Here is a 20,426-nt window from a genome sequence, read left to right as displayed (position 1 = left end):
TTGCGATATTTCTGGCTGTTAATATTATGTTGCCCCTGGTTGCAGGCCGCTGACACGGTCAGGTTGCAGCTGCGTTGGCACCATCAGTTTCAGTTTGCCGGCTACTATATGGCGCTGGAGCAGGGCTATTACCGCGATGCAGGGTTGGATGTGCAGATTATGCCCGGAGCGCCCGGCATTGCAGCGCTGGATCAGGTACTAAAGCGTGAGGCCGAGTTTGCCGTATCGGCATCCGGTGCGCTGTTAACTTATCTGCAAGGTCAGCCGGTGGTGGCGATGGCGGCTATTATGCAAAAATCGCCCAGCGTCTGGCTGGTGCGCGCCGACTCCGGCATTTACACACTACAGGATCTGGCGCAAAAACGCCTGGAGCTGACACTGTCACAGGAAAATACCGAGCTTTTGGCGGTATTCGCCAAAGAAGGTATTGATATCGGTAAGCTCAAGCTGAGCAGCTCGTCGATGAAGCTGGACAATTTGCTCAGTGGTCAGTCTGATGCCTTTAATGCTTATCTGTCAAACGAACCTTATCTGCTCGAGCAAATGGACGTGCCATACCGTGTAATTCAGCCGATTGAATATGGTGTGAACTTTTATCAGGATATTTTGGTCAGCCATGCCGATTGGCTGAAACAGCATCCTGCTGCTGCCGAGGCTTTTTTGCACGCCAGTTTGCGTGGCTGGCGGTTTGCACTGGATAATATTGACTACACCATAGCGCATATTCACCAGCAGTATGCACCGGATAAAAGCATCGAACACTTGCAGTATGAAGCCAGAGTGCTGCGCCAGTTAATCATGCCCGATCTGGTGGAAATTGGTCATATGAACGCCGGACGCTGGCAGCAGATTGCAGCTATGTATTTGCAGCTGGGTATGATTGACCAGCTAAAACCGCTGGACAGCTTTATTTATCAATCTACGACAGCCGCAGTGGTGGATTACCGCTTGTTACTGAAGTCGGTATTACTGATGCTGTTGTTAATGTCGCTACTGAGCTTTTTTACTTTACGCTACCGTCGGCTGGCCAGAGCCTTACAAGCTGAAATTGCCCGTCATGCAGATACCGAACAGCAGCTGATACAGCGTAATCAGGAGCTGCTGCAGCTGGCCAGCACCGATATATTAACCGGCCTTGCGAACAGGCGGGTGATTATGCAACGGGCACAGGCTGAAATTCGCCGGGCTAACCGCTATCAGAAAGATTTAGCCGTGCTGATGTTGGATATCGACCATTTTAAGAAAGTGAACGACCAATATGGTCATGCTGCCGGTGATAAGGTGCTGGCCGAGTTCGCTGCATTGTGCCAGCGCAATATCCGCGACACCGATTTAGCGGGGCGTTATGGTGGCGAGGAGTTTTTTATTCTGCTGCCAGAGGTCGATTTGCAAACAGCGATAATGTCAGCTGAGCGTTTGCGCCTGGCTGTGTCTGAACACCCTTTTACTTTAAGCTGTGGTGAGCAATTGCAGGTCACCTGCAGTATTGGTATTGCCATGTACCTACCGCAACAGGATAACCTGGACAAATTACTGTTGCGGGCAGATCAGGCGCTGTATCAGGCAAAACATCAGGGGCGCAATCGTTGTGCTGTCATGCATTAGTGACGTTTTTCTGCTGTCAGTAATTTAATTCCAGGCTGTCATATTACTGCAATAAAAATGCAGCAAAATGGCTTCATACCCAGTTCGGATAACCGAGGAATTGATATGAAGCTGAATAAACTGTCTAACCTGTTGCTGGCTGCCAGCATGACTTTTGCTGTAACAGGTGTGGCGCAGGCACAAAGCCGCGACACTATCCAAATCGCTGGCTCATCTACCGTGTTGCCATTCTCTTCTATCGTGGCTGAAGAGTTTGGTAATAACTTCGCCCAGTTTCGCACGCCGGTGGTAGGCTCTGGTGGTTCATCTGGCGGTCTGCGCCAGTTCTGTCAGGGTGTGGGAGCCAATACCATAGATGTGGCAAACTCATCACGCAAAATTCGTCCAAATGAAGTTGAAGCCTGTAAAGCCAATGGCGTTCAGGAAATCATTGAAGTGAAAATTGGTTACGATGGTATTGTGTTTGCCTCTCGTACCGATGCTGCGGTGTTTAAACTGGAGCCGGTGCATGTGTTTTTAGCTCAGGCAGCGCAAGTGCCACAAAATGGCAAAATGGTGGCTAACCCCTACAGCCGTTGGAACCAGATTGACAAATCCCTGCCAGATCAGGAAATTTTGCTGGCCATTCCGGGCTCTAATCACGGTACCCGTGAAGTCTATGAAGAAAAAGTGGTAGTACCCGGTTGTGAGACTTTGGCTGAAGTGAAAGCCATGGATAAAGACGCCGGTAAAAAGTTCTGTACTGCCATGCGTACCGACGGCCGTGTCGTAGAAATCGCCGGTGATTACACTGAGACGCTGGCACGTTTAACCGCGCAAAAAGATGCGTTGGGCGTATTCGGTTTAAGCTTCTATGAGGCCAACCGTGACCGCATTAAGGTCGCTACGGTATCGGGTGTTGAGCCTAATCTGGATACCATCATCTCTGGCGAGTACCCGGTATCACGCCCACTGTATATCTATGTAAAAGGTGCCCATATCGGCGTTATTCCGGGTTTACAGGAATATGCCATGTTCCACGTCAGTGAGGGTATGTCAGGCTTTGGCAGTGTGCTGGAAAGTGCGGGTTTAATTCCGTTGTCAGATGACGAACGCGCTGAAATCAGTGAAAACATCCGGCTGAAAAAATCGCTGTAAGCACTATACTAATGCAGTTTGGCAAAGAGAACCTGTAACGGGTTCTCTTTTTTTGCCTATCGGCTGTCATAAAAATGAAATATAAGCCGCTTACACTGCGCAGCTTATTTAGTGCGAAGTTCTGGCTGTTTACGGAGCAATTATGAGTAATCTTTCGTTAATTGTGGTGCTGCTGGTGTTGCTGGCACTGGGCTACCAGCTCGGCATGGTGCGCAGCCGCAAAGTAGCAACAATTAACGCCGATGCGCGCATGCACTCGCGACCACATCATTACGGTATGATGGTGGGTTTATGGGCGGTGTTGCCGGCGTTCTTTATTCTGTTGCTGTGGCTGTGGTTAGCTCCGGCCGTGATCAATTCCATGATGTTGTCTCAGTTGCCCTCAGATATTGCCAGTCAGAGCACAGAGCAATTGCGCGTGGTCAGTCAGCGCATTAACAACCTGGCGAGTAATTTTGGCGTGGTCGCTGACGCTGCCGATTGGGAGCTGGTGGCTGCTGAGCACTTAAAGCAGTTAAAAGCGAATAGCGCCATAGTATTAACGGCCTTGATGGCAGTGATTGCCGCCGTGGGTATGCTGATAAGTTTGCTGAAAATTACCCCGCATTTAAAAGCCCGGCATCAGGTAGAACGCGTGGTAAAAGCCTTACTGGTGCTGTGTTCTACCGTCGCCATACTGACCACGATTGGCATAGTACTGTCGATGGTAGGGGAAACGTTAAAGTTCTTCAGCTTTATTTCGCCAGCAGAGTTTTTCTTTGGTACCACCTGGAACCCGCGTTTTTCTACTGTTGGCGTCGGTGAGCAGGGCGATTTTGGCTTAATACCGCTGTTGTCCGGTACCGTATTAATCGCCGGTATTGCCATGGTGGTGTCTATTCCGCTGGGCTTGATGGTGGCGGTATATCTGGCGGAATACGCACCGCTAAAACTGCGCAACACGGCCAAGCCGGTAATCGAAGTGCTGGCAGGTATTCCAACTATTGTGTATGGCTTCTTTGCCCTGGTTACCGTGGGGCCGTTTTTACGGGATCTGGGCGCTGCGATAGGTTTGGACATTAACGCCACGTCGGCACTTACCGCCGGTGTGGTAATGGGCATTATGATCATCCCGTTTATCTCGTCTTTGTCTGATGACATCATCACCCAAGTGCCAAAATCCATGCGCGATGGCTCGCTAGGCCTTGGCGCCACCAAATCTGAAACCATCTTAAAAGTGGTGCTGCCAGCGGCTTTGCCGGGCATTGTCGGCGCCATTTTGTTAGCGGTTAGCCGGGCAATCGGAGAAACCATGATAGTGGTGCTGGCAGCCGGTAACAGCCCTGCGCTAACGGCCAATCCGTTTGAGGCGGTATCAACTGTTACGGTGACTATTGTTAATCAGTTAACCGGCGACAATGATTTTTCCAGCCCGCAGTCGTTGGTGGCCTTTGCACTGGGTCTAACCCTGTTTGTTATTACCCTGCTGTTAAACGTGATGGCATTGGTGATAGTGCGTAAATACCGTGAGCAATACGAGTAAGTTATGACCATTCTTGCAGAAAACCCGATAAAAACCGTGGTGCACCCCAGCCAGGTGCAGCAAAAGGTAATCGCGTCGCTACATCGCCGCCACCGTAAAGAGGCCTGGTTTCGTCGCACTGGTTTGTTGGCGGTGTTAATCAGCTTGTCGCTGGTAGCCTTGTTATTTATCAATATTTTCTCCAAAGGTTTGCCGGCGTTTTGGCAGTCGGCCATTACGCTGGAGATCTATTTTGACCCGAAAATTATCAAGATCCCGGCCAAACCGGAACAAGCAGCGGATGAAAGCGATAACGACTTCCGTCAGCGTTATCTGGATTGGCAAACACAAGTCGGCTTTGTTAACTTTAACCGCTTGATCACCGACAGCCTGCAGAAAATACTGCCTGACGCCACTAAGCACCGGCGTGATCTGGGCCGTATTGTTACCTCAGGCGAGCGTTTCGCCCTGCGTGACATGGTGGTAGCCGACCCGTCTATTATTGGCCAGACCCGCAGCCTGCACCTGCTTACCGATGCCAACATTGATGTGTGGTTAAAAGGTAATATTGATCGCAGCCTGCCGGACGAGCAGCAGCAGTTGAGCCCGAAAATGCGCGAGTGGATTGATAAACTTGCCGCTGACGGTGTGATTCAAAACCGCTTCAGTTTGGCGCTGTTTATGAACCCTGACTCGCGTAGCTCACTGGCGTCAGCCGGCTTAGCCGGTGCCTTTATGGGGTCGTTTTATATGATGTTAGTGGTGATTCTACTGGCAGTGCCGATGGGCGTGGCTGCGGCTATTTATTTAGAAGAGTTTGCACCGCGCAATAAGCTGACCGACCTGGTTGAGGTAAACATTAATAACCTGGCGGCGGTTCCCTCTATTGTGTTTGGTCTGCTTGGTGCATCGGTGCTGATTGGCTGGTTTAATCTGCCGATGTCGGCACCTATCGTCGGCGGTTTAGTGTTGTCATTAATGACACTGCCTACGGTTATTATTGCCACCCGCTCGACGTTAAAAGCCATACCGCCATCAATCCGCCAGGCGGCGCTTGGGCTTGGCGCCTCAAAAATGCAGGCAATCTTCCATCACGTATTGCCACTGGCTATCCCCGGCATTTTAACCGGTGCTATCTTAGGTGTCGCGCAGGCGCTGGGCGAAACTGCGCCACTGCTGTTAATCGGTATGAAGTCTTTTGTGGCGTCCATTCCGGCATCGCCTTTTGAGCAAGCATCTGCCTTGCCGGTACAAATTTACTTGTGGCAGGGTAATGAGCTGCGTAATTTCTTTGAAGCCCGTACCTCAGCCGCCATTATCGTGCTGCTAATGATGATGATAAGCCTGAATGGCCTGGCCATTTGGCTGCGTAAGAAATATGAGAAGCGCTGGTAACAGCGCTTTGCTGAGCCGCCTTTCACACAGTTTAAATTTAGCGAACGGAAAAACAGATGAGTAATTCAGCTGCGGTAAAAATCAGTGCCAAAGATGTCAAAGTGTTTTATGGCGAAAACGAGGCATTGCATGGCATCAGCATGGATGTATACGAAAACGAAGTGATCTCGTTTATCGGCCCATCGGGCTGCGGTAAGTCTACCTTTTTACGCTGTATGAACCGGATGAACGACACCATAGAACATTGTCGGGTAACGGGCAGCATTACGCTGGATGGCCGCGACATTCATGATCCGGCTCTGGACGTAGTGCAACTGCGGGCGCAGGTGGGCATGGTGTTTCAAAAGCCTAACCCGTTTCCGAAATCCATTTACGAAAACATTGCCTATGGCCCGAAATTACATGGCCTTGCCGAGCGTAAAGCCGATTTGGATGACATTGTCGAGTCCAGTTTGCGCCGTGCCGGTTTATGGAATGAAGTAAAAGACCGGCTGGATCAGCCAGGTACAGGTTTGTCAGGTGGTCAACAGCAGCGCCTGTGTATCGCCCGAAGCATAGCGGTAAGCCCGGAGGTGATCCTAATGGATGAACCTTGTTCGGCGTTGGACCCTATCGCTACCTCAATCATTGAAGAGCTGATTGATGAGTTGAAACAAAACTTCACTATTGTCATCGTGACACACAACATGCAACAAGCCGCACGGGTGTCAGACAGAACCGCGTTTTTCCATCTGGGTAATTTAATTGAAATTGGTAACACCAATGATGTCTTTACTAACCCGCAGCAAAAACGTACCGAAGATTACATTACCGGCCGCTACGGTTAATACCGGCATAGCAGCGTTAGCAGGAGACAGGCGTTATGCCCAATAACAAGATCGGCGGCCACTATTCACAGGCCTATGATGACGAATTACGCCAGGCGGTAGAGCGGCTGTTGGCCATGGCCACGTTGGCACAGCAGCAGCTTAGCGATGCGATGACGGCTTTTATTAAGGCTGATCGAGCGTTGGCAAAGCAAGTAAAGCAAGCAGACCGTACGGTAAATAACTTTGAAGTGGACATTGACGAACATTGTCTAGACATATTGGCCCGACGTCAGCCGGCGGCGACCGATCTGCGTCTGGTGCTCTCGGTGTTAAAAAGTGTCAACGATATCGAGCGTATCGGTGATTTGGCCAAACGTATCGCCAAAGCCCTGCTAAAAGACGAGAGCGGCAACCGGCCTACAGAGGCTCAACTGGCAGATCTGAATATAATGGGCGCCAAAGTGCAGCAGATGTTGGCGCGGGCTATCACCGCTTTTGAACAAATGGACGCCGATACTGCCCTTGCGGTGCTGCGTGAAGACAAGGCCATTGATGATGATTACGCCCAGATTATGCAGCATAGCCTAAGCAGCATGATGGATGATGCCAGTCAAATTGGTGTTAGCCTGCAAATTTCTCAGGTGGCCAAAGCGCTGGAGCGGGTGGGCGACCATGCGCGTAATATTTGCCAGCACACTATTTTTCTCTGCAAAGGCCGCAATGTCGCGCATTTAAATGACGATGAACTGCAGCAGGTCGTGCAAAAGCGGCGGGAATAGTCGCCTTACCTGATGAAAAAGGAGCTTCGGCTCCTTTTTTTCGTCCTACAGACTTCAAACGCTGGCTATCTGCTTAATTTGATTAATACTTCTGGCTAAGACTATGCCGTAGTTTGCGCCAAGTCATAAAAGCATCATCAAATAGCCATAAAACTGCCACCTTGTCATTTTAGTGTCATAAAATGGCAATATGATGGCCGGCATCGACAACCGCGATGCCGCTAGTGGCCGCAGCGATAATTGATATTAACTCAGGTACAGCATATGAAAAAATCAATTTTAGTAATTGCCATGACAGTGGCAGGTATTGCCTCAGCTCATGCCGAGCCCGTAACGGTTTATGGCCAGTTGAATGTGTCAGCGCAGTCTAGTGATGAGGGCGAAGGCCGCTTCTCAGAGTTGAAAAGTAACAGCTCGCGTTTTGGCTTAAAAGGCGATTACGCCTTAGACGATGGCCTGACACTGGTATACCAATTAGAGTGGGGCGTTGATCTGGCAGACGTGGGTGACGGCGACAACATCACCTCACGAAACCAATATGTTGGTTTGGCCGGGAGTTTCGGTGAAATTCGCCTGGGCCGGCATGACACCGCCCTGAAAGATGCGCAGGGTAAAATTGATTTATTTAATGACTATGAAGCTGACGTTAAAAACCTTTGGCGCGGTGAAGTACGTGCCAGTGACTCAGTGACGTATTACACACCGACTTTCAACGGCTTTGGCTTACACCTGACTTACGTGATGGAAGATGCTGCCGATGCTGAAGATGCCATTTCAGCATCAATTTATTATGGTGATGAAAACCTGAAAGACAGCAATTTCTATGCTGCAGTAGCGGTAGACTCAGAAGTTGCCGGTTATGACGCTATGCGTGTGCAGGCGCAAGGAAAGGTAGCAGGCTTTAAGTTGGGTGCAATGTACCACACGCAGGAAAACATTGTTACCGGCTTGGAGGAAGATGGCTGGTTAGCCAGTGCAGCTTATCCGTTTGGTAAAACTGAGCTGAAAGCCCAGTATCAGACGCTGGAAGACGATGATGCTGTAAGTGTTGGCGTTGACTACAAAGCGGGTAAAAATACGACATTATACGGTTGGTACAGCAGCTTTAATCTGGATGCAGACAACCCGGATCGTGACTACCTGGCGGTAGGTATCAAGCATAAGTTTTAATTAGCTGTTCGCTAAATTAAAAACGCCGGCTCATCGCCGGCGTTTTTTTATTTTAACCTTAGTACTTGTACGAGAAGCTTAAGCTATAGCTTTGGCCTTCAACACGTTTTTGTAGAACTTCGCCTTGTTGCAAAATTTCTACGTCTTCATCCAACAGGTTTTTTAGCCCTAATTTCACCGTCATGCTCTCGGTGGGAGTATAGCTGTAGGTAAAGTCCAACGAGTTAAACGGTTGCTCGAAAGCGTCGTCTTTGTCGTTCACGCCGGCAAACGCAATACGCTTACCAAACACGTTGTAGGTAAGGGTAGCGTTGTGCTGGTTGTTATCTGAGTCAAAGCCCAGCTGCAGGTTAGCAACGTACTTAGAGTGGCCGCTTAAGCCACGTTTAAGATTAGTTAAATCCGCGCCCGGAAACGGCTGAATGGTAATTTCAGACTCACTGACGGTCAGGTTACCGGCAACGAAGAAGTTATTCAGCCATTGACCGGCGTCGCCGCCAAACATGTCTAACTGTTGTAAAAACTCAGCTTCAGCACCATACACTTCGCCGCTTTGCGCGTTGCGGAACGACATCAGCAGGTTGCCATCAGAGCCTGATAACTCGATTGCTTCAATCGGATTGTCTAAGTCTTTATAGAACAGACCAATACTGTAGTTACTGGTGTCAAAGTACCACTCTAACCGCACATCAGCACTGTTGATGTCGGTACTTTTCAGGCCGGCAAAACCGGTCACTTTAAAGTCGGTCAGAGGGTCAACATAGAGTACCGGTGTTACTTCACGCAGGTCAGGTCGCACCACGGTTTTACTGTAACCAAAACGTGCTTGCAAATCGTCATTGATAAACCAGGTCAGTGATAACGCCGGGTAGAAGCCATCTTCTAACAGCACCGAGTCGGTCAGGTTACCACTGATATCGCCATCAGCCCCAATCGGCAGCGAGATTTGCTTAAAATCTTCATAACGCACGCCCAGGTTTAGGCGGAACTTGTAATCGTAATTCAGCTCCAGCGCACCATAGCCGGCATCAATCATTTGTGCGGCAAGGTAATCGTCGGCCTGTGTTGTCACGTTAGAAATTTTAAAGCGGTTATCCGGGTTTAAAATAGTATCGTCAGAGAATATCTCAGAGAAACTGCCAGAGAGCTGCTGTAGGCTATAACCTACGGTATCAAAGTTAAAGCGGTCGGTTTGGGCGTTACGGCTGCGTTCAAAATAACTGTAACCGCCGCTGAATATCATTTCCGCCTTGCCCAGAGTCAGCGGAAGCTTAGCATTCCAACTGAAGTTTTCGGTGTTATCTTTCATATCACCAAAACTGTAATTAACCGCGTTTTGGTTACGGCGCAAAAACGAGAACACTGAACCATCGGCCTGGGTTTCATTCAAGCGGCGATACTCTACTTCACCTGGTGCATAGCGACGTGCTTTGGCGTCGGTATACTGCCAGTCAACCGCTAAGTCCATCAGGTACGGGAAGTTGTGCCGGCCACGCAGCTGGTTGCTCAGCATGCTGCGCTCTTCATATAAAATACTGGTATCGGTGTTAGAACGGTTAGCCTCGTTGATGGTTTCGATACTGTCACCGTTCTTAATTTTTATCTCATCTTTGGTGTCGCGCAGATAAATAGTGGCAGTCTCCAGCCGGTGATCTACCCCCAGCTCTAAACCAAAGTTCAGCATGCCAGACAGCTTAACCTGATGCTCGGTGCCTTTAATGTCGTCATAACGGTTTAGTGGTAGCAAATTATCACCCGATACCGAGTAATAACGTTCCTGCTCTTCAGTATTTTGCGTACTGCGGTCATAACTGACACCACTCATGACGCCAAATACGACGTTTTTCGCCAAATCAAAGCGCGAACCAAAAGACACACTGCCATCAAAATCAGGCTTTACGCTGGTAGGCTTCACATCAATATCACGGTTGAACGCAGTGCCAAGCTCACGTACTATGTTTTCAGCCTGAGCCAGGTTAGTGGCATTAATACCGCCTAAAGCTTCGGCAATATTTACCGGGGTCAGGGTGCCATATTGGGCTTGTGCTGCAGACAAAGCTGGCGATATACCACGCAAGCCATCATCTTTGCCACGCCAGTCATCACTGCCTCCCGCATAGCTAAAGCCGTCGTCACTGTTCAGGCTGTTGTAGCCGGTGCCAACAGAGGCGTTAAAGGTGGTTTGTAGCGGAATCGCTGTGGTGCGGATATTAACATTACCACCGCCAAAGGCGGCCGGCAGCTCGGGCGAATAGGCTTTTTGCACCACCAGGCTTTCAATAATGCCGGCGGGGAACATATCCAGCGGTATCACGTTACGCGTTGGGTCCGGGCTTGGCACCTGAGCACCGTTGAGCAGGGTACTGGAGTAACGCTCGCCCAAACCCCGTACATAAATAAACTTGTCTTTTACCAGCGTTAAACCGGTTACCCGACGCAGCGCAGTAGCAGCGTTGCTATCGCCGGCGCGGGAGATTTGCTCCATACCCAATAGTTCGGCGACGTACGGTTGCTCGCGGCGTTCTGCCGCAGCAGAGGCTGCTGAGCTCATCAGGCGACCGGAAACAGAAATACGTTCAACATCTTCTTCAGCAGTTGCTGGTTGCGTCTGGTTATCTTGCGCGACGGCGTTTAATGAAACCAGAGCGGTCGCTGTGCTTAGCGCCAGCAGCACACTGCGGCCAACACGACTGAAATTAAACTTTTGCATGCTGCTCATCTGAACTTTGTCCTATCAGCGTTTAGGGTTACAACGTGCTTGCACAAACGAAAACCTTGTCGGTGCAATGCAGTGGAATAAAAAAACACTGCCAGGCGAAACCCGGCAGTGTTTATTGCTGTTAGTCGTCTAAGCCAACCGTCCAGCCAGCAGTCCAGTCATTTGCTGCTTCAACCGCACCGATGAAGTCGACGGCTTCAAAGAAACTGTCTACTTCAGTCATGTCTTTAGGTGTAGTGGCGTCGATAGTGAAGATACCATCCAGCACCGCAGCCTGATTAGCCGCTACGCTGTTGCCTGTCTGGCCAAGGAACCATTGCTCTGTGGTGGTGCCGTTACCCAAATCACCGGTGAATGGCTCTGCACAAGCGATAACAGAGTGCGTCATTTCCAACGAACCATCGATAGCAAAGGCTTTAGTCTCTGTGGAGGCCAGCTCTAAACATTCGCCCATACCGGCCGGGCCAGTGATAACAAAGTTATGCAGCTTGGCATTGGTGCCAGCACGTAGCAGTACGCCTTCTGAGTCATCATCGCCATCGAAGTTGTTACCGATAATGGTCATGTTGGCAACGATAGGGTTAGATACCGGTGTGGCAGTCAGGTTATCTGCCTGGTTATCGGCTTCAATACCGCGGTTAGCTTTAGCGTCATCGGCAGCGTGTTTTACCAATACAAACTGCAGCTTACCGCGATAGCCGTCAGCCCAGTCTACCGAGTCATCACCGTTAGCGGTCAGTACCACGTTCTTACAGTTAACGGCGCCACCGAAAAACTCAACGCCATCATCAACGTTCTGATGCACTTGAATGTTACTGCACTGAGTGCCAGAGCCCACGCCAGCAAAGGTAATGCCGTTTAACTCGTTATCCGGGATAACTTCAAAGCCGGCATGTTTTACCACCACGTAATTTAACCGGCCGCTGTTATCTTCCCAATCATCACCGCCGTAAGGGCCGGCTTCGCCTTCTGCCTGAATTTCACAGCTGGCCAAATCAGCCTGATCACACTTGGTGCTTGGCGCGTTACCCAGTAATACTAAACCACCCCATTGACCGGCTGCGGTAGGTGAGCCAATTACATCTTGCACTGAGGTCATCACGATAGGGTTAGCCGCAGTGCCGTTGGCATCAATTTTTGAGCCGCGGGTAACCACCAGGAAGTCGGCACCGGATTTACCATAAATACGCACGCCTGGTTGAATGGTTAGGGTAGCGGCGGTGGTGTTATCTACACCTACACGTACCCGGCCGTTTAGCACATAGTCAGCACCAGCAGCCAGTGTGATGTTCGAGGTAATGTCACCCGTTAACTGACAGTTTAACCGGCCAGATAGGCTATTTACTTCAGTGGTGCCAGCCGGGCAAGCGGCTAAGTCATCTTCCGGGTGAATGCCAACGGTCCAGCCCAATGTCCAGTCTGTTTCGCCGTCGAAAGCGCCAATGTAATCTACGTTGTCAAACCAGGGATCAACATTGTTTGCTACGTTATAACCATTGCCGAGCGCCGGTGAGTTAGGGGCTGGGATATAGCCACCTAATAACGCATCACCAACTATATTGCCAGGCTGTGCGCGGAACCAGGCTTCAGAATCCAGAGTTACGTTACCATTGCCGTCTACGGAGTCTTTAAACGGTTCTGTACAGTCGATAATTGAGTTGCGGAAAATAATCTCGCCGTTCTGCGCATTAGCAACAGACTCGTCGGAGTTAATCTCAAAACACTCGCCCATACCCGCCGGTCCGGTAACAATAATGTTGTACAGTTCACCTGCTGTACCAGCGCGCAGTAAAATGCCCTCTGAGTCATCTTCACCATCAAAGTTGTTACCAATAATGGTCATATTGGCGATGCGCGGTTTAGATACCGGCTCGGCAGTAAAGTTATCTGACTGGTTATCCGCCTCAATACCGCGGTTGGCTTTGGTATCATTTGGGTTGTGGCGAATAAGTACGTGCTGCATACGTCCTTGCCAGCCGTCCGCCCAGTCTAGTGAATCATCACGGTTACCGGTTAACACCACGTATTTGGCATCAACCGTACCGCCGAAAAACTCTACGCCGTCATCCAGGTTGTTATGCACCTGGATATATTCCACTTCGGTGCCGCGGCCCACGCCGGCAAAGGTGATCCCGTTTAATTCGTTGTCCGGAATAACTTCAAAACCGGCATAACGCACCTGCACATACTTTAACGCACCGCTATCATCTTCAGGGTCAGCACCACCATAAGGGCCGGCTTCACCTTCGGCTTCTACCTGGCAGTTTTCCAAAGCGGCTTGATCACATTTAGTGGTAGGCGCATTACCGAGCAACACCAAACCACCCCATTCTGCGGTGGACTCTTCGTCTGACAGGCCGAGCATATCGTTAACTGAGGTCATGATGATGGGCGCGTTTGCAGTGCCCACTGCCTGAATTTTCGAGCCACGCGCAATTACCAGGTAGTCAGCACCGCTTTTACCAAATACGCTGGTACCAGGCTCAATCGTCAGCGTGGCACTGTCAGCATTGTCATTACCTACGGTAACTTTACCGCTTAATGACCAGGCGATATCGGCTGTTAAACGGGTATCGCTGGTAATAGTGCCACTAATTTCGCACACCGTTTTGTTTACACCAGCCAGGCTTTGACCTTCAGTTGCAAAGGCTGGGCAATCACTGGTTGCCGGTGGTGGATTACTGCCACCATTGTTACCACCTGTATCATTGCCGCCTGCGTTAACTACTAAGTCGCCGCCACAACCCGCCAGCATAAGTGCTGATGCGATAGCGCTCAGTTTAATCAGTTTGCCTAAAGCCATTACCTTATCTCCGTTGTGTTATTTGGGGTGTTGCCAAAAAAGTTGCAGGCACCCTACACAAGCGAAGTGACGCTTTTATTACACTAATGCGTCGCTGATGTGACGATGTGGCCGCGCCTTGCTTAGTGCGGTTTTTGCTTGCGGCTGTCAAAAAAAATTCATCTGACTGTCATGGTTTGCGTGTTGCTCAAATGTTTTTATTCTGTGCTTTATGTAAACGGTCAGAGTGGTGTAGCAAACTGCCCGGACACAAAGCGGATTAACCTTTAGTTTTCATAAAAATGTCATAAACTGCAGCAATACTATGCGGCATAACGAGTTACAACAGTCCGGCTTCGGGTCGGTTAACAGTGTTCAGTAAACAGAGTGTGGTGGACCCTATGGCAAGAAAGATCCTGGTGGTGGAAGATGAAGCCCCAATCCGCGATATGTTGTGTTTTGTGCTGGAGCAAAATGGCTATCAGGCCGCAACGGCAGAGGACTTCGACTCTGCCATTAATGCGTTGGTTGAGCCTTACCCGGACTTAGTGCTGTTAGACTGGATGCTACCCGGTGGCAGTGGCATTCAGATTGCCAAGAAAATGAAGCAACACGAGCTCACCCGCAATATTCCTATCATTATGATCACTGCCCGTGGTGAAGAAGAAGACAAAGTACGTGGCCTGGAAGTGGGCGCTGATGACTATGTCACCAAGCCGTTCTCACCCAAAGAGCTGATGGCGCGCATTAAAGCGGTGATCCGCCGGGTGGCGCCGACCAGTTTGGACGAAGTGATAGAAGTGCAGGGCTTAAAGCTGGATCCGGTGTCACACCGGGTGATGGCGCAGGACACACCACTGGATATGGGCCCAACCGAGTTTCGGTTGTTACACTTTTTTATGACCCACCCGGAGCGGGTGTACAGCCGTGAACAACTTCTGGACCATGTCTGGGGCACGAATGTTTATGTGGAAGACCGTACTGTCGATGTACATATCCGTCGCTTACGTAAGGCGATTTCTATCGCCGGCCATGATAGATTAGTGCAAACCGTGCGGGGCTCTGGCTACCGCTTCTCTGCCAAATAAAGGTAATCACTGCCGCTATGCGCCAACTGCTGTCGAAAAGGAAGGTGTACACCAAGCTTTTCTTTTTCTATTGTTTTATTGCACTGGTTGGCCTTATTTCCAACAGCCTGCTGCTGGCGCTGCTGATTTTTACCGTAGCGCTGCTGCTGTGGCATTACCATCATTTGTTTTTAATGGATAAATGGCTGTGGCGCGATCGCAAGCTTTCACCGCCCATCAGCGAGGGGCTTTGGGGCCATTTATTCGAAGGGATTTATTATCTGCAGCGGCGTGATCGTCGCAAAAGACGTGAACTACGTAATGTCGTACGCCGTTTTCGTGACGGCGCCGAAGCACTGCCAGAAGCTGTGGTTGTGCTGCGCGATGACTGGAGCATTATCTGGTGCAATCAGCTGGCGCAAATATTAGTCGGGTTGCACTGGCCGGCCGATGAAGGGCAGCGGCTGGACAACCTTATTCGCCACCCCGACTTTCTGCAGTATTTAAAGGCTGCAAAATTCGACCAGCCGCTAGAGCTGACGTCGCCGGTAAATGATGCGCTGACGCTTGAATTTAACATTATGCCTTATGGCATTGAGCAGTATTTGCTCATCGTGCGCGATATTACCCAGCTAAAGCAGCTGGAGCAAATCCGCAAAGACTTCGTGGCTAACGTGTCACACGAGCTACGCACGCCGCTCACTGTGCTGCAGGGTTATCTGGAAGTGATGGACGATGAACATCTGCCGGATAAAGCCATGTGGAAAAAGGCGCATAACGTGATGCTGGACCAAACCAAACGCATGGATGCACTGGTGCAGCAACTGTTAACCTTGTCGCGCATTGAAGCTTCGGCCCGGGTACAGTTTGACGCCGAAGTAGATGTACCTGCCATGTTATTGCAGCTGGAGCAGGAAGCGCAAACCGTTAACCGCGATAAGCAGCATACTTTGGTATTTGATATTGACCCGACGTTAAAGGTGACCGGTGTCACCGAAGAGCTGCGCAGTGCCTTCTCTAACCTGGTGATCAATGCCATTAAATATACTCAGGATGGCGGCCATATTCAGGTGAGCTGGCAGCGGCAGCACTTAAAAGCGGTATTCTCAGTTAACGACAATGGCCCAGGCATAGCGCCGCAGCATGTGAAACGCTTAACCGAGCGGTTTTACCGGGTAGACGAAGCCCGCGCCCGTAATACTGGCGGCACCGGTTTGGGCTTAGCGATTGTAAAGCACGTTTTATCACGCCATAACAGCCGCTTAATGATCTTCAGCGAGCCCGGCAAGGGAAGCAGTTTTTCTTTTACCCTACCTGCCGAACTGGTAATAAAGCGGCGTAAAGACACCAGCCTCAATTAGGCCTTAACGGCTAGAATTCTGACTCAGGCACATACTTAGGTGCTCAGTGAGAAAACAAAACTGGCGATATTCTTCATCCGCTATGGCATCGCGTGCATTGTGACGCTGGGCAGTGACGAGTCCAATTAACTTGCCTTGTATTTTCACCGGCGCTAAAAGCATGTTGCTTTTGGCCAATAAAAGTTCGGTTTGAGCATCGATATGCTGCCGCCATTGCGCCAGACTTTCCTGGTTTACCAATATAGGCGACGCCTGGGTGACCGTCAGTTGAAACAGGTTATTGCCAGGCATCAGATTAATCACGCGGCGGCTACTGGTAACTGCACCTTTATCATCATAAGCTGAACGCGATTCCATTTTGAGTTTATCTGTGGTCAAAATCCAAAAGGCACAGCTGTCAAACGGGAAAACAGCGGCACACTGTTTTAGAAACAAACTGAGCAACTCGCTGATATTGCATTTTCTAAACGACAATTGCTGTAGTTGCTGCATTAGTTGCAGTAAAGCGCTGTCACGTCCCTGTGGCTTTGCTGGTATGCTCAAGTAAACAAAGTCTGCATCGACAGGCAAAGCTCGGATGTGTTTCTGCAGTACATCTGCACCATAGGAGTGCAGCATCTTTAGCGCCAGTTCACGTGTTAACTTTATCCGTTCTTTTAGTTGACGGATATCAATATTCATCAGACGGGCGATATGTTGCAGCAGTGCATTAAACCCGGCTTTATCAGACGGAGGCGTATGAATAGCCGTGCTGAGCTTGTTCGACAGATCTATGACTTTCATTTCTAGCGTACGACATTGTGGCTCATCAAGCGCTTTAATCAGTAGCTCTCCCAGGTGCCAAGTTTGGGCAAGGCCGCTACTGAGTTCGGTAAAATGGATGCCAGCCTCTTCCCGGCAATACTGCTGAAATTCTGAGGTAGACAAGGCATTTGCCTGACGGATAAGTTGGTCGCATAGCGGTGAGCCACTACTCCAGAATGCAGTTTCCCCAATGTGGTATAACATCGCGGCCAGATACACTTCCTCTTTGGTATCTTCATGATGCTCCGGCAGCATCATGCGAGCCAATAACCCTGCATAGAATGCATTAGCCATCAGCATCAGCAGCCGCTCATAGACATCAGGCTTTAGATTCTTTGATTCAAGTAGGGCGTCAAGTATTTTTGAGGTCAGGCAAATATTTTTCACCGCTTTAATACCCAATACTATTGCGGCCCGCGACACAGTATTAACGCGGTTAACCGATGCATAGTTTATCGTGTTGGCAACTTTCAACAGGCATGAAGACAGCGCTTGATCATGCATGATGGTTTGGCTTAGCTGCGGAATAGATGACACATCATCGTTGGCAAACTTATCCAGGGTAGTGGCCATAGAGGTAATGGCGGGTAATTCCTGCTGCGCTATCTGAGTGACCCATTGTTGCTTACTAAGCCGCTGGCTTGTTTGCATATAACGGTAGCCTGTAAAACTGAACCTGCCGTTTGAGCATAGTGCAACGTAATAGAATTGCGAATGTGAAAATTATGTTCCTTCATTGTTAAACGTATGGTTTTATTGGCGTTTATTTTCTGGTTGACCATACTTGTTGCAGATGAGTGCCCGTTGGCATTCTGCACTTAGGCATATTGCAACACAGGTCATTGTGGATAATCAGGGACTCTTTGGTGCTCCATCAGTTGTAGGTACCCCAGCGCTGTCAATAGACGCACTGCATCAGGGCTTTTGCCTTGGTGATGTGAAGGTGTTGCCATCCCATGGCTTTATCGTGGTTTCAGGTGAGCACCGGCATGTGTCAGCTAAAGCGATGGAACTGTTATTACAACTTGCTTTACATGCAAAGACTATCGTCACTCAGCAACAGCTACTCACCGCAGTCTGGGGCGATGCTGATGCTGCAAAAGCTAACCTTAGTCATGCTATCAGTGAACTACGGCATGTGCTTGGCGATCACAAAAGCTGCCCGGTGTTTATCCAGACATTACCCAAGCGCGGCTACAGATTACTGACAGCTGTCACACCGTTGCCAACCCTATCACCGCAAATGCCGCTTATAGATCGCCGTGGCCGTGGTAATGGTGCCAAGCAACGCTCCTGGTTGATGTCTTTATTCCGCGGTAGCCGTTTGTTTAGTGTCAGCGTAGCATTTTTAGTCAGTGTCTGGCTGTTTATTCAGGTTATGGCCATAACTTTTCCATTGATGAATATCTCTGCTACCGGCATGAAGCTGACATTGCTGCTGATTATTATTGTGTTTCCGGCTGTGTTACTCGTTACCTGGGTGGGTGATCTACGTGAACGGAAAAAGCGTTTGGCGCAATCAGACAATCCACATAAGCAGCAGTACTGGCGTCGTCAGCTATTAATTGAACTTGGATTTTTACTGTTATCTTTTACTGCAGTGGCGCTACTGGCGCATTCGGTAAAACGGGCGATTGATGCCGATACCAGCGATAGCAAGCTTATTGCTACGCTGACTGATACGGCGCCGATACCTAATGCGGTAGCGGTATTGCCATTTCAGGTGGCTCCTGGCAGTAATATTGAAGATTATCTTTTAGCCGGTATCCGCCAAGAGTTATTGTATTCCCTCAGCCAGCTCAACCAGTTCCCGGTGCTTTCAGACCGGGCGATGCTTGCCGATATTAGTACTCTGGACTATCAGCAACTGGCAGCGCTGCTTAGGGTAGAGTATCTGCTTGAGGGCCGCCTGAGTGCCGACAACTCACAATTGCAGCTTGAGGTGTCGGTGATCGAGGCTGCAACTGGCGTCAGACGCTGGGCTAATCGGCTCAACTACAGCCGTCAGGCGCTGCCAGCATTGCAACAGGAGCTGCACCGGCAAGTGCAAAATGCCTTTGCGTTAATGCTTCCCGGCGATAGTGACAGTAAGTACAGCAGCGAATACCGGATTACCGAAAGTTTTTCTGCTTTTGATGCCTATATGCAAGCGCAGCAACGGTTAAAGAAATTTGACGATATGGCCAGCTTAGATCAGGCAGAACAATTTTTGTTGCTGGCGTTAAAAGCCGATCCTGACTTCGCCATGGCATCTGCCGGCCTGTGCAAAGTGCATTTGGATAAATATATGGTCAGCCGCAGTGTTGAGGAATTTGAGCTGGCGCGTCAAGCCTGTCAGCATGCCGCAGGGCTACCGGTGAATCAGGCTCAGGTTGCCACCATACTCGGCGACTTGTACCGTGTCAGCGGACAGTACGATGAGGCCATAGCCCGCTATGAACAGGCACTGCAAGTGAACCCACGCTGGGTGGATGCGCTGAGTGGTAAAGCCTTGGTGCTCAGTGCCAACGGAGACAAAGTGCAGGCAGAACAGCAGTTTAAACTGGCAATAGAGCTTGAGCCGGGCTACTGGCATAACTATATGCAATATGGCGGCTTTCTATATGAAACCGGCCAATTCAGCCTGGCCGCCCGTCATTTTGAGCGGGCGGCACAATTAAAACCCGCAAGTACGGAGGTGCTCAACAGTCTGGCAGCAGCCTGGTTTTTCAGTGGCCAGTTTAGTCAGGCGATAACAGCCTGGCAGCAGGTAGTTGATTTATCACCTGCTGCGTTGTCATTTTCTAATCTGGGCACAGCATATTACTTTAATGGTGACTATGCCAAAGCAGAGCAACTTTACCGGCAGGCACTGAGTAACAGCAGTGACGATTACACCATCTGGACCAATTTAGCGGATGTGCTGGATGTGCAGCCACTACGCCGTCAGGAAGCCTTACCTTTGTACGAGAAAGCGCTGGCGTTGGCACAAAGTAACCTGGTGGTAGACGCTAAGTCGCCAACCCTGTTATCGCAAATTAGCAGGTTGCAAGCAGAATTAAAGCTATGTGAGGCGGCCTTTGCGACTGAACAGCAAGTGCAGGCTGCAACGCAGTCTGATTTTTACCTGTTTTATGATTTGGCGATCGCCAGTTTTAATTGTCAACGCGATCAGCAGGGCAATGATTTCATTAATCAGGCGATACGTTATGGTTATCCGGCGCAGTTAATTGCCGCCGATCCGAAAATTCCTCATACCGGGCAATAGCCGGGTGTCTTTGTGGAAATGCAGTACTGTTATTAATCAAAACAAGGCAT

Annotated in this window: 13 protein-coding genes; 10 read left to right on the top strand and 3 right to left on the bottom strand. The window is 49.9% G+C overall.

What is annotated here, in order from left to right; genetic code table 11:
- The 7 genes from ABGI61_RS04525 (at position 1) to ABGI61_RS04495 (ending at position 8,396) form a co-directional block, all read left to right on the top strand.
- Positions 1 to 1,605, top strand: a complete 1,605-nt coding sequence (locus ABGI61_RS04525; RefSeq protein ID WP_347597528.1) for a diguanylate cyclase — start codon at positions 1 to 3, stop codon at positions 1,603 to 1,605.
- A gap of 105 nt (positions 1,606 to 1,710) precedes the next feature.
- A complete protein-coding gene (locus ABGI61_RS04520; protein ID WP_347597525.1) occupies positions 1,711 to 2,742 on the top strand; it encodes a substrate-binding domain-containing protein in 1,032 nt (343 codons plus the stop codon).
- A gap of 142 nt (positions 2,743 to 2,884) precedes the next feature.
- On the top strand, positions 2,885 to 4,264 hold the full coding sequence (gene pstC / locus ABGI61_RS04515; RefSeq protein WP_347597522.1) for a phosphate ABC transporter permease subunit PstC: 1,380 nt from the start codon (positions 2,885 to 2,887) through the stop codon (positions 4,262 to 4,264).
- Between the two features lie 3 nt (positions 4,265 to 4,267).
- Complete coding sequence (gene pstA / locus ABGI61_RS04510; RefSeq protein WP_347597520.1) at positions 4,268 to 5,638, top strand: phosphate ABC transporter permease PstA; 1,371 nt, start codon at positions 4,268 to 4,270, stop codon at positions 5,636 to 5,638.
- Between the two features lie 56 nt (positions 5,639 to 5,694).
- Positions 5,695 to 6,465 (top strand): phosphate ABC transporter ATP-binding protein PstB, encoded by a 771-nt coding sequence (gene pstB / locus ABGI61_RS04505; protein WP_347597517.1) that lies wholly within the window; start codon positions 5,695 to 5,697, stop codon positions 6,463 to 6,465.
- A gap of 35 nt (positions 6,466 to 6,500) precedes the next feature.
- Entirely contained in the window at positions 6,501 to 7,226 is a 726-nt protein-coding gene (phoU, locus tag ABGI61_RS04500; protein WP_347597514.1) for a phosphate signaling complex protein PhoU, read from the top strand.
- A 264-nt stretch (positions 7,227 to 7,490) separates the two neighbouring features.
- On the top strand, positions 7,491 to 8,396 hold the full coding sequence (locus ABGI61_RS04495; RefSeq protein WP_347597511.1) for a porin: 906 nt from the start codon (positions 7,491 to 7,493) through the stop codon (positions 8,394 to 8,396).
- Positions 8,397 to 8,454: 58 nt separating this feature from the next.
- Here the strand turns inward: ABGI61_RS04495 and ABGI61_RS04490 are convergent, their stop codons facing one another.
- Complete coding sequence (locus ABGI61_RS04490) at positions 8,455 to 11,106, bottom strand: TonB-dependent receptor domain-containing protein (protein ID WP_347597508.1); 2,652 nt, start codon at positions 11,104 to 11,106, stop codon at positions 8,455 to 8,457.
- Between the two features lie 130 nt (positions 11,107 to 11,236).
- Positions 11,237 to 13,918 (bottom strand): beta-helix domain-containing protein, encoded by a 2,682-nt coding sequence (locus ABGI61_RS04485; protein ID WP_347597505.1) that lies wholly within the window; start codon positions 13,916 to 13,918, stop codon positions 11,237 to 11,239.
- Positions 13,919 to 14,298: 380 nt separating this feature from the next.
- Here ABGI61_RS04485 and phoB point away from each other — a divergent pair, with 380 nt between their 5' ends.
- Complete coding sequence (gene phoB / locus ABGI61_RS04480; RefSeq protein ID WP_347597502.1) at positions 14,299 to 14,985, top strand: phosphate regulon transcriptional regulator PhoB; 687 nt, start codon at positions 14,299 to 14,301, stop codon at positions 14,983 to 14,985.
- A 17-nt stretch (positions 14,986 to 15,002) separates the two neighbouring features.
- Positions 15,003 to 16,325, top strand: a complete 1,323-nt coding sequence (gene phoR / locus ABGI61_RS04475; RefSeq protein ID WP_347597499.1) for a phosphate regulon sensor histidine kinase PhoR — start codon at positions 15,003 to 15,005, stop codon at positions 16,323 to 16,325.
- Positions 16,326 to 16,328: 3 nt separating this feature from the next.
- On the opposite strand, the gene ABGI61_RS04470 is transcribed toward phoR, so the two are convergent.
- The gene (locus ABGI61_RS04470; RefSeq protein ID WP_347597496.1) at positions 16,329 to 17,780 is read right to left on the bottom strand and encodes an HDOD domain-containing protein; all 1,452 of its coding nucleotides are present in this window, start codon (positions 17,778 to 17,780) and stop codon (positions 16,329 to 16,331) included.
- Between the two features lie 193 nt (positions 17,781 to 17,973).
- Here ABGI61_RS04470 and ABGI61_RS04465 point away from each other — a divergent pair, with 193 nt between their 5' ends.
- Entirely contained in the window at positions 17,974 to 20,376 is a 2,403-nt protein-coding gene (locus ABGI61_RS04465) for a tetratricopeptide repeat protein (RefSeq protein WP_347597493.1), read from the top strand.
- Positions 20,377 to 20,426: the final 50 nt, after the last annotated feature.

This window comes from Rheinheimera fenheensis (genome assembly GCF_039871805.1).
Taxonomy (GTDB): Bacteria; Pseudomonadota; Gammaproteobacteria; order Enterobacterales; family Alteromonadaceae; genus Alishewanella; species Alishewanella fenheensis.
This window is presented reverse-complemented; position numbering and strand designations above follow the sequence as displayed.

Excerpts from the sequence above, each read along its gene's own strand:
- ABGI61_RS04485 (WP_347597505.1), bottom strand. The coding sequence starts at position 13,918 with ATGGCTTTAGGCAAACTGATTAAACTGAGCGCTATCGCATCAGCACTT.
- phoU (WP_347597514.1), top strand. The coding sequence starts at position 6,501 with ATGCCCAATAACAAGATCGGCGGCCACTATTCACAGGCCTATGATGAC.
- pstA (WP_347597520.1), top strand. The coding sequence starts at position 4,268 with ATGACCATTCTTGCAGAAAACCCGATAAAAACCGTGGTGCACCCCAGC.
- ABGI61_RS04520 (WP_347597525.1), top strand. The coding sequence starts at position 1,711 with ATGAAGCTGAATAAACTGTCTAACCTGTTGCTGGCTGCCAGCATGACT.
- pstC (WP_347597522.1), top strand. The coding sequence starts at position 2,885 with ATGAGTAATCTTTCGTTAATTGTGGTGCTGCTGGTGTTGCTGGCACTG.
- ABGI61_RS04495 (WP_347597511.1), top strand. The coding sequence starts at position 7,491 with ATGAAAAAATCAATTTTAGTAATTGCCATGACAGTGGCAGGTATTGCC.
- phoR (WP_347597499.1), top strand. The coding sequence starts at position 15,003 with ATGCGCCAACTGCTGTCGAAAAGGAAGGTGTACACCAAGCTTTTCTTT.
- pstB (WP_347597517.1), top strand. The coding sequence starts at position 5,695 with ATGAGTAATTCAGCTGCGGTAAAAATCAGTGCCAAAGATGTCAAAGTG.
- phoB (WP_347597502.1), top strand. The coding sequence starts at position 14,299 with ATGGCAAGAAAGATCCTGGTGGTGGAAGATGAAGCCCCAATCCGCGAT.
- ABGI61_RS04470 (WP_347597496.1), bottom strand. The coding sequence starts at position 17,780 with ATGCAAACAAGCCAGCGGCTTAGTAAGCAACAATGGGTCACTCAGATA.
- ABGI61_RS04490 (WP_347597508.1), bottom strand. The coding sequence starts at position 11,106 with ATGCAAAAGTTTAATTTCAGTCGTGTTGGCCGCAGTGTGCTGCTGGCG.